This is a genomic window from Gaetbulibacter sp. PBL-D1, assembly GCF_050509525.1.
Taxonomy (GTDB): Bacteria; Bacteroidota; Bacteroidia; order Flavobacteriales; family Flavobacteriaceae; genus Gaetbulibacter_B; species Gaetbulibacter_B jejuensis.
Genome location: NZ_JBNWKB010000003.1, coordinates 226,311 through 235,000 on the forward strand (window position 1 = coordinate 226,311; position 8,690 = coordinate 235,000).

7 protein-coding genes are annotated in these 8,690 nt (G+C 32.9%); 3 read left to right on the forward strand and 4 right to left on the reverse strand.

Going from position 1 to position 8,690, the window contains the following annotated elements; genetic code table 11:
• Nucleotides 1–13: 13 nt before the first annotated feature.
• A complete protein-coding gene (locus tag ACQ0RB_RS04185) occupies nucleotides 14–1,072 on the reverse strand; it encodes an AMP-binding protein (protein ID WP_430496676.1) in 1,059 nt (352 codons plus the stop codon).
• A 102-nt stretch (nucleotides 1,073–1,174) separates the two neighbouring features.
• Between ACQ0RB_RS04185 and ACQ0RB_RS04190 the strand changes: the two genes are divergently transcribed.
• Both ACQ0RB_RS04190 and ACQ0RB_RS04195 read left to right on the forward strand, forming a co-directional pair.
• Nucleotides 1,175–3,058, forward strand: coding sequence for a DUF3857 domain-containing protein (locus tag ACQ0RB_RS04190; protein ID WP_430496678.1), 1,884 nt, complete (start codon nucleotides 1,175–1,177; stop codon nucleotides 3,056–3,058).
• Nucleotides 3,058–4,992 carry a DUF3857 domain-containing protein gene (locus tag ACQ0RB_RS04195; protein WP_134199120.1) on the forward strand — a complete coding sequence of 645 codons (1,935 nt, stop codon included), beginning with the start codon at nucleotides 3,058–3,060 and terminating at the stop codon, nucleotides 4,990–4,992. Before ACQ0RB_RS04190 ends, ACQ0RB_RS04195 begins: the two co-directional genes overlap by 1 nt.
• Before the next feature lie 46 nt (nucleotides 4,993–5,038).
• On the opposite strand, the gene ACQ0RB_RS04200 is transcribed toward ACQ0RB_RS04195, so the two are convergent.
• From ACQ0RB_RS04200 to ACQ0RB_RS04210, 3 genes are all read right to left on the reverse strand, one after another.
• Entirely contained in the window at nucleotides 5,039–6,196 is a 1,158-nt protein-coding gene (locus tag ACQ0RB_RS04200) for a CPBP family glutamic-type intramembrane protease (protein ID WP_430496680.1), read from the reverse strand.
• A 3-nt stretch (nucleotides 6,197–6,199) separates the two neighbouring features.
• Nucleotides 6,200–7,234 carry an o-succinylbenzoate synthase gene (locus ACQ0RB_RS04205; RefSeq protein WP_430496682.1) on the reverse strand — a complete coding sequence of 345 codons (1,035 nt, stop codon included), beginning with the start codon at nucleotides 7,232–7,234 and terminating at the stop codon, nucleotides 6,200–6,202.
• A 200-nt stretch (nucleotides 7,235–7,434) separates the two neighbouring features.
• Nucleotides 7,435–8,136, reverse strand: a complete 702-nt coding sequence (locus ACQ0RB_RS04210; protein ID WP_430496684.1) for a DUF2490 domain-containing protein — start codon at nucleotides 8,134–8,136, stop codon at nucleotides 7,435–7,437.
• A gap of 84 nt (nucleotides 8,137–8,220) precedes the next feature.
• Between ACQ0RB_RS04210 and ACQ0RB_RS04215 the strand changes: the two genes are divergently transcribed.
• A partial coding sequence (locus ACQ0RB_RS04215) for a sterol desaturase family protein (protein ID WP_430496686.1) occupies nucleotides 8,221–8,690 on the forward strand: 470 nt, incomplete at its 3' end.

The window sequence follows — 8,690 nt, forward strand, 5'->3', positions numbered from 1 at the left end:
AAATTGGTCGCTTTTATTTTATTTGTTCAATAGTTTTGGCCCTCTGGATTTTTTTCGATGATGTCTCTGCAAATTGTTCTACTGAAAGTATTTGTTTTGGTACTTCGTATTTTTCTAAATCAGAAAAAATAGCTGTATCTAATTCAGTTGATTGTCCTTCTAAAACCAATACCACACGTTCTCCCAAAGTGTCATCTGGTTGAGAAGCCACAAAAAAACGCTGGCTTATTTTTCCGTCTAGCTTTGCTTCAATTTGCTCAGGAAATAATTTAACACCACCTGAATTAATCATATTATCATAACGACCTATAACCTCAAATTCTGTTTTAGAATATAATTTTACAATATCGTTGGTTACAATAGTTTTATCTGTAAGCTTTGGCGCTTCAACCACTAAACAGTCTCTATCGTCTTGTGATATTTTAACGTCTTTTAGTAACTTAAAATGCGCTTCTCCTTTGTAATTGTTTAATGGTTTAATAGCGATATGGCTTAAGGTTTCTGCCATACCATAAGTAGCAAATACTTTTGTTTTTAATAGCTCAATATCTTTTAATAATGATTTTGAAACTGCAGCTCCTCCAACAATTAATGTATTTATATTTTGTAATCTTTTCAATGATTTTTGTACTTGCATTGGTACCATAGCACAAAATTTATACGGCTTTTCGTCGTCATAAGCTGGTAGTGTACTTGGTTCAACAATATCTAGTTCTAAACCTAAAATCATTGCTCTCACTAGCATCATCTTACCTGCAATAAAGTTCGTAGGCAAGCAATGTAATGCTGTATCTCCTGGAGATAGCTTAAACCTATTCCCTGTTGCTATTGCAGAATTTACCATAGCTTGCTTGCTTACTTTTATAAGCTTAGGGTTACCTGTAGAACCTGAGGTTTTCACATACAGAAAATCCTTTTCGTCTAACCAATCTAAAAGAAAATTGCCTATAATTTTTTCATAAGCTTCACCTTCTTTTATTAAACTATATGAGACTTCTTTAAGCTCCTCATGGTTATAACTAGTGTTATTAAGCTTAAATTTTAAATGTATCTTGTCAAAAGTAGGAATCATTTTTGGTATGATATTAGATGTGTTAAAATTATAGTATTTTTAACGAATTGTACTAAAAATTTAAAATTAAAAAAATATATATTTGACAATAAAGCACGAATTATGAAGAAGTCCCTGTTAATCCTATTGTTATGTCCTCTTTTTCTATTTGCTCAAGATTTTTCGAACGAGGATTATATTTATTTAAAACGTCACGAACACATAAAAATTGGTTTAAAAAATCACAAGTTTGATATTGCCAAAAACATATCAGAACAAGCTGAATTTTTAACTTCTAACAAACTTTATTTTGCTAACGAATCTATGCACTTTGACAGCTTTACTTCTATTGAAGATATTGATGCTTACACCTACATCCCTAGTCAAGATAAAAAAGTAAAAGTAGATTATATCGAAACCAAACGTGCTTTTGACAATGGTGTGTTTTACAGCGACCAAGAGTCTAAAAACTTTATTTTTCCTGCTGTTACTAAAGGTGCAATTACTAATTTAAGCTATAAAGAAATTATTAAAGACCCTCATTTTTTAGGACTATTCAGATTTGGAACTTATGTGCCTACTAAAAGTGCGCAACTCTCCATTGAGTTTCCTAAAAATGTAAATATTGGATACATCGATTTTAATACCGAAAACATAAACTTAGACTTCAAAAAAGAAGACACCAAAAACGGTTACACCTACACTTGGACTGTAGATAATATTAAAGGCTACCAAGGTGAAGAAGACAGTGAAGCTATTTTATATTATTTACCACACATTATCGTTTACATCAAAAACTATGAAGAAGACGGTAAAGTCCACAATGTATTAAACGATGTAAATGATTTATACAAATGGTACAGCTCTTTGGTTGATCAAATAGATACTTCTTCATTACAAAAAGTATATGCTATTGCTGAAGACATCACAAAAGACCTTACTACTGATAGAGAGAAAGCCGAAACCATTTTTAATTGGGTACAAGACAATATTACTTATGTTGCTTTTGAAGATGGTCTTGGAGGATTTATTCCTCGTGGTGCTGCAAGTGTTTGCGACAAGCGTTATGGCGATTGTAAAGACATGGCAAACTTGCTCTACGAAATGCTTAATCATGTAGGTATTGAATCTTACAGAACTTGGATTGGAACTAGAGACAGACACTATTCTTATTTTGAAGTACCTACTCCAATGGTAGACAACCACATGATAACAACTGCTATGGTAGAAAACGACACTATATTTTTAGATGCTACTGATAGTTATGTACCTTTTGGAATGCCAAGTGAGTTTACACAAACCAAAGAAGCACTTTTAGGTATTGACGCTGATAATTTCAAAGTTATCAAAGTACCTGTTCAAAGTGCAGATAAAAACACATCTACCATTACCAGTCATTTTTCATTAGAAGATGGTATTGTAAAAGTCTCTGAAAAAAGAGCGCTTAAAGGTTATGAAAAAGTGAATTTCATTTCAGATTACACCTATAAAAAAGATGATAAAACCGAAGAGGAGTTCCTAAATACTACGTTATCTCTTGGAAACAACAAGACCAACTACTCCAACATTACTCTGGAGAATTTTGACAACAAAAGCACTCCATTACAATTAGGTTATGACCTTAGTATTGACAGTTATGCTAAAACTATTGGCAATAAAACGTATATTAACCTAAACATAGACAGATCGTTATCAAACAGCAGTATTGATTTAGAAGACCGAAAATACAGTAAGAAAATTGACCACGAGTTTATAAAAAACTTCACCACAACGTTTAAAGTTCCTGAAGGCTACAAAGTAAACTATGTTCCTAAAGACCTTACGTTTGATAACCCAGAGTATGGTTACAGCATTTCTTATACTGTAGATGGAGATACCATTACTCAAAACAAATCTATTTATGTAAAAACACTAAGCATTCAAAACAAAGATTTTGAAACTTGGAACAGCTTTATCAAAAGCCTTATAAAAGCCTACAAAAAAAGTATAATAATAGAAAAGATATAATGATAAAAAAAGCATTGATTGTATTACTATTTGTAAGTACAAGTAGTAGTTTTTCCCAACATTTTAGAACCTACGATTGGACCGAAAAGCCTAAACTTCATAAATTATCTGCTGAAGATGAAAAAGAATCTTCAATAGGTATTTTAAAAAAGCATATTGTTGAATACGCGTCTAGTATGATGTCTCCTGAGCCCAAACGCTATGAGACCGAACACACCATTACACGAGTAAACGACGATAAAGGTATTGCAAGACACAACACAGTTTACATCCCAATGTACGAAGTAAAAAAGGTTGTAGACATAAAAGCAAGAACCATTAACGCCAAAGGAAAAGTTACTGTGCTTAACCAAGACAATATTAAAGAGGTTAAAAATGTTGACGAATATGGAGACTTCAAGATTTTTGCTATTGAAGGTGTTGAAAAAGGTTCAGAAATAGAAGTGCTTTACACAGTTGAAAAAGAGTTTGATATGTATGGTTCAGAAACTATGCAGAGTAACTACAAAATCAACGAAGCACAGTTTATTTTTATCACAGGAAAACTCAATTCCAATGTTAAGGCTTACCGAACTGACTCTACATTTAAAGACGTTACAATTGATGGTGACAATGCCAAATCGTTGACTTTAAAAAACATTCCTGCAATGGTTGAAGAAGAATATGCTACACCAGATGCCAATAAAATTACAGTAGTATATCAATGTTTTCCACAAGGTCAAGACATTACACAAGACATGTTTTGGACTAACGTTTCCAATAATGTTGGCGGAAGATTTTTCCCTGAAACTGCAACCAGTAAAATTGATGCAGATTTAGCTACCATTATCGAAGGAAAAACTGATCTTTCGGTATTTGAAAAAGCATCTAGAGTAGACAACTTTATTAAAAGTAACTTTAATGTTATCAAAAACAACAATGACGAGTTGTCTGATTTAGACTATATTCTTAAAAACCGTTCTGCAAGTGACTTTGGTATCATAAAAGTATATGCAAACTTTTTAAAAGCTTTAGATATTGAATACGAAGTTGTTATTACTGCTAATAGATTTCAGTATAAGTTTGATCCAGACTTCTTTATTCCTAATATGCTTAGAGATTTCTTAATCTACTTACCTACTGAGAAAAAATACATCGCTCCAGACAGAATTGAATACAGAGTTGGCGAAGCACCTTTCAATATTTTAGGCAACTACGGATTGTTTATTAAAAGTGATTTTAGCCACTATTTCTCTAAAATCTCTCAGGCAGATCCTGATTATAGTCAAGTGAATCGTATTACAGACATTACGTTTACCGAAGATTTTGAAAGCACTATTATCGACATGCACCAAGAGTTCACAGGACATTGGTCTGTTACTAACAGAGCTGTTCTTAACTTATCGTCAGAACAAGGTGTAAAAGAGTTTAAAGACTATCTTACAGCTTCTGGTATTGAAGACAAAGAAAGCTTAAGCTTTGAAACTAAAAATGGGGAAATTAACCAAACAGAATATAACCTACCTTTTATAGTTGAATCTAAGGTGTCTTCAGAATCCTTAATTGAAGATGCTGGTGACAGTTATATTTTTCAAGCTGGATTAATTATTGGTACACAAAGCGAACTGTACCAGGAAACCGAAAGAGTTAACCCAATTGAAATGACCTACCCTAATGAATACAACTACACTATTACAGTTAATATTCCTGAAGGATATACTGTTGAAGGTTTAAGCAGTTTAAATATTGACGAAAGCTACAAAGACAGTAAGGGTAACAAAGTATGTAAGTTTGAATCTGGTTATAAGTTAGATGGCAATACATTAGTAATTACCATTCAAGAGTTTTATAAGACGTTAGAATATGATTTAGACCGTTACGAAGAATTCAGAAATGTAATTAATGCAGCGTCAGATTTTAACAAAGCAGCTATTCTATTTAAACCAATAGAATAGAAAGCAAAAACAAGACAACAAAAAAGCGACCAAACGGTCGCTTTTTTTATTCTAATATTTTATAATCTTCTTTTGGTGGTTCTTGTACAGTACCAAATAATTTATCTTTCCAATTCGTCCATTTGTACTTTTTAGAAAAGATAAATAACAGTATTGGAAACATCACAAACACTGGTAAAAATACATCTATAAATCCTGCTTCAGTTGGGTTAGACATATCTTTTAAAATAGAATGTGTTTGAAAAGCAGTCCAATCAGCAGTTACCAATAAAGCTGTAAATAAGTTGTTTGCAGCATGAAACCCTAAAGCTAACTCCATACCTTCATCCATTAAAGTCATAATCCCTAAAAAGAGTCCTGTACCAATGTAATACACCATAATTACATAGCCCAATTGTTTAACCTCAGGATTTGAAATATGCAACAATCCAAAGACAGCTGATGTAACTAATAACGGTACCCAGTTCCTATTGAATAGTTTGAATATGCTATCAAATTTTTCACTTTCTAAACTGTTCTTGAAAACAGAATTTACCAATACTAAAGCGATTAAACATACTAATAAATACAACAACTTAAAATACCATTTAAAATCAATTAAATAAGGCAAAGCAAAATATACTATTACTGCTATCAATAACACCATAAAAGTAGCAGGAAATGTTCTATTTGTGGTAGATACCCCAATTCCTTGCATTAAATAACCTCTAAACAAATATTCTTCAAAACTGGTTTGTAAAGGCACCATAATAATGGCAATAACACAAAGAATTAAAAAAGGACCTAGTTTAAAATTCACTACATAGTCATCAGGTGACATAAAGTAATCTAACAGTGTTAAACCACTAGATACAATTCCCCAAAAGAAAAAAGCAAAGAACACACGTTTCCAATCTATTTTAGGTCTAGAAGTTGTTAAATGTGTTATGGTTTGTTTGTGCAATGCTTTAATTGCAATAAAAATCCCAACCAAACCAATAGCAAAGGATAGCAGCATTAAAAACAAATTCAAATTAGGTTCAAGCATACTAAGCATTGCTTGTTCGTTTAAATTCGCAAGGTCATCTCCTTCTTCTATTGCTTTAAACATCACCAATGCAGTAAAAGGTATTTGACCAACTACAACAGCAGCTGCTATTATTATAAACCCTATAAAATATCTCCACCAATCGTGTAAGACATTAAACGCTTGTGCTATATACATAAATTATAAGTTAAAGTTCCAATCTAAATTTTTATTGAAGTGCAATTTACCATTTTTTACCAATAACGGACTATCAAAATTATTAGTAAACAAACTGCCTGTGCCTAAGCCTTGTGGCATTGTATTTTGTAAAGTATACGTCCATTGTGCGATGGCATTTAACCCAACATTACTCTCTAATGCACTGGTAATCCACCAACCTATACTTCGCTCTTCAGCTAAGTCTATCCATGCATTGCTTCCTTTAAAACCACCTATAAAACTTGGTTTTAAAATAATGTATTGCGGATTAATGATTTGTAATAGTTTTTGCTTTTCAGAGGCGTCAAAAACACCTATAAGTTCTTCATCTAAAGCAATTGGCAATGGTGTATCTTCACACAAACTCGCCATTTCACACCAATTCCCTTGCTTAATAGGTTGCTCAATAGAATGTAAATCGAGCTCGCTTAAATAGTTTAATTTGTCTAGAGCATCATCAACCGAAAATGCACCATTGGCATCAACCCTTAGCTCTATATCGCTTTTTGAAAACTCTTTCCTTATAGACTTAAGCAGATTGTATTCTGTTTGAAAATCGATAGCACCAATTTTCATTTTTATACATGAAAAACCTGCTTCAATTTTCTCTTTTATCTGTTGCTTCATAAAAGCTTCGGTTCCCATCCATATCAATCCATTAATTGAAATAGCGTCTGTTCCGTTAGTAAATTCTGAAGGAAATAATTGAAAAGACGATGCGCTCTCAAGAGATTTAAAAGCCATTTCCAACCCAAATTGAATACTAGGAAATTCAACAAGCTCACTATACAACTTCTCTAAACCTAAATGGATATTATTGCAAGTCCATTTTAGTTTTTCTTCGTAATCTGGTCTGTCATCTGCACTTAAACCACGTAAAATCCCACATTCGCCAATACCTTGTTGTCCATTGGCTTCTATACTAATAAACCAAGTTTCTTTGGTTTTAAGAATACCTCTAGATGTTCCGCTAGGTTGTTTAAAATTAAGAATGTACTTGTGGTATGTGGCTTTCATGTAAAAAATTAATCAACATCTCGACTGCGCTCGATGCGACAGTTAGCTTTAATTGGATTATCAAATGTATATTATAAACTTCAAGAATCTACAATTTTGTCTTTCCAAATTGTCACACTGAGCTTGTCGAAGTGCTGGTTTGGTATCTTTTGAGTAAAAAAATATTGGATTCCGTGTCGCAGCACGAAATGACAAGACTATTAAAATTTATGGTGCATACTCACTTGTAGTTGCCCTTTTCCTTGTGCATTGGTTTTTTGGTTCATCCAACCCAATTGAAACTTAATTTTTGAGTTCAACACATAACCCAATCCTAAATACGTACGGTTTCTATCAAAAAACTCAACCGTTCTATCATCACCTATATCTTGTTGTCCGTTGATAAATAATTCGTTGTATAACGCTGCATAAATGGTATTTTTCTCGAACGTTTTCTTATTAAACGGAATATTCATAAACAGGTTATAACGATAACGCGTTCTAAAATCTTGGTCTTCAACAAAACGTTGCTCATATCTAAAACGATGCGTTAAGTACACACGTCCTCCTATTTTTTGTGGTAAAAGTGCTTCTTGGTAAATTCTACTTTCAACCGAAGTATCATCGCTTTCACCTAAGGCTCCAGATGTAATATGCGCATATCCTAAGGTTAATTTTACCGACGTATTTTTTGGCCTGTACGTTACACCAGAACGTATAAGCAACTGCTCTAAATCTCCCATGATGTTCCAGTTTCTGTACTGCACATCACCTTGCAACCCAAATTTGCTCTCTTTAAATTGAGTATCAAAAAAATACATGTACCACGCTCCCATTTGGTCTGGGTTTTGGGCTTTAGTGGATTGCGTAAATGATACTGTTATAATGGAAAATAATAATAAAACACGAGCTGTTTTGGTCATAGCATTTATATTTTTGGATTGTTTTAATCCTGATTTAGGATAATAAAAAAAGTATTAAATTTAGAAACACAAATATCTTACTTAATGCCTGAATTTCCAAATATCATCCACTTTGCCATTCCTTTTTTCATCTTATCAATGGCACTGGAATTATATGTTACCACACGCGAAAAATTTAAAGAAACTAAAGGTTACGAACCTAAAGATGCCTTTGCCTCTATTGCTATGGGTTTAGGCAATGTGTTTTTAGGCTTTTTTAGTAAAGCTATTGTGCTTGGAGCTTTTGTAGTGATTTATGAAAACTTTAGGCTCTTTACCATTCCTGTGGCTTGGTGGAGTTTTATTTTAATTTTCTTTGCTGATGATTTCTCTTACTACTGGTTTCATCGCATTTCGCATGAGTGTCGTTTGTTTTGGGCATCTCATGTGGTACACCATTCGTCGCAACATTACAATTTAAGTACAGCATTAAGACAAACGTGGTCTGGTGGGTTTTACTCGTTTATTTTTTGGTTGTGGTTACCGCTTTTGGGCTTTCATCCTGCTATGATTTT

Bases quoted from the DNA above. Each gene is read 5' to 3' on its own strand.
- ACQ0RB_RS04185 (WP_430496676.1), bottom strand. From the start codon at position 1,072: ATGATTCCTACTTTTGACAAGATACATTTAAAATTTAAGCTTAATAAC.
- ACQ0RB_RS04190 (WP_430496678.1), top strand. From the start codon at position 1,175: ATGAAGAAGTCCCTGTTAATCCTATTGTTATGTCCTCTTTTTCTATTT.
- ACQ0RB_RS04195 (WP_134199120.1), top strand. From the start codon at position 3,058: ATGATAAAAAAAGCATTGATTGTATTACTATTTGTAAGTACAAGTAGT.
- ACQ0RB_RS04200 (WP_430496680.1), bottom strand. From the start codon at position 6,196: ATGTATATAGCACAAGCGTTTAATGTCTTACACGATTGGTGGAGATAT.
- ACQ0RB_RS04205 (WP_430496682.1), bottom strand. From the start codon at position 7,234: ATGAAAGCCACATACCACAAGTACATTCTTAATTTTAAACAACCTAGC.
- ACQ0RB_RS04210 (WP_430496684.1), bottom strand. From the start codon at position 8,136: ATGACCAAAACAGCTCGTGTTTTATTATTATTTTCCATTATAACAGTA.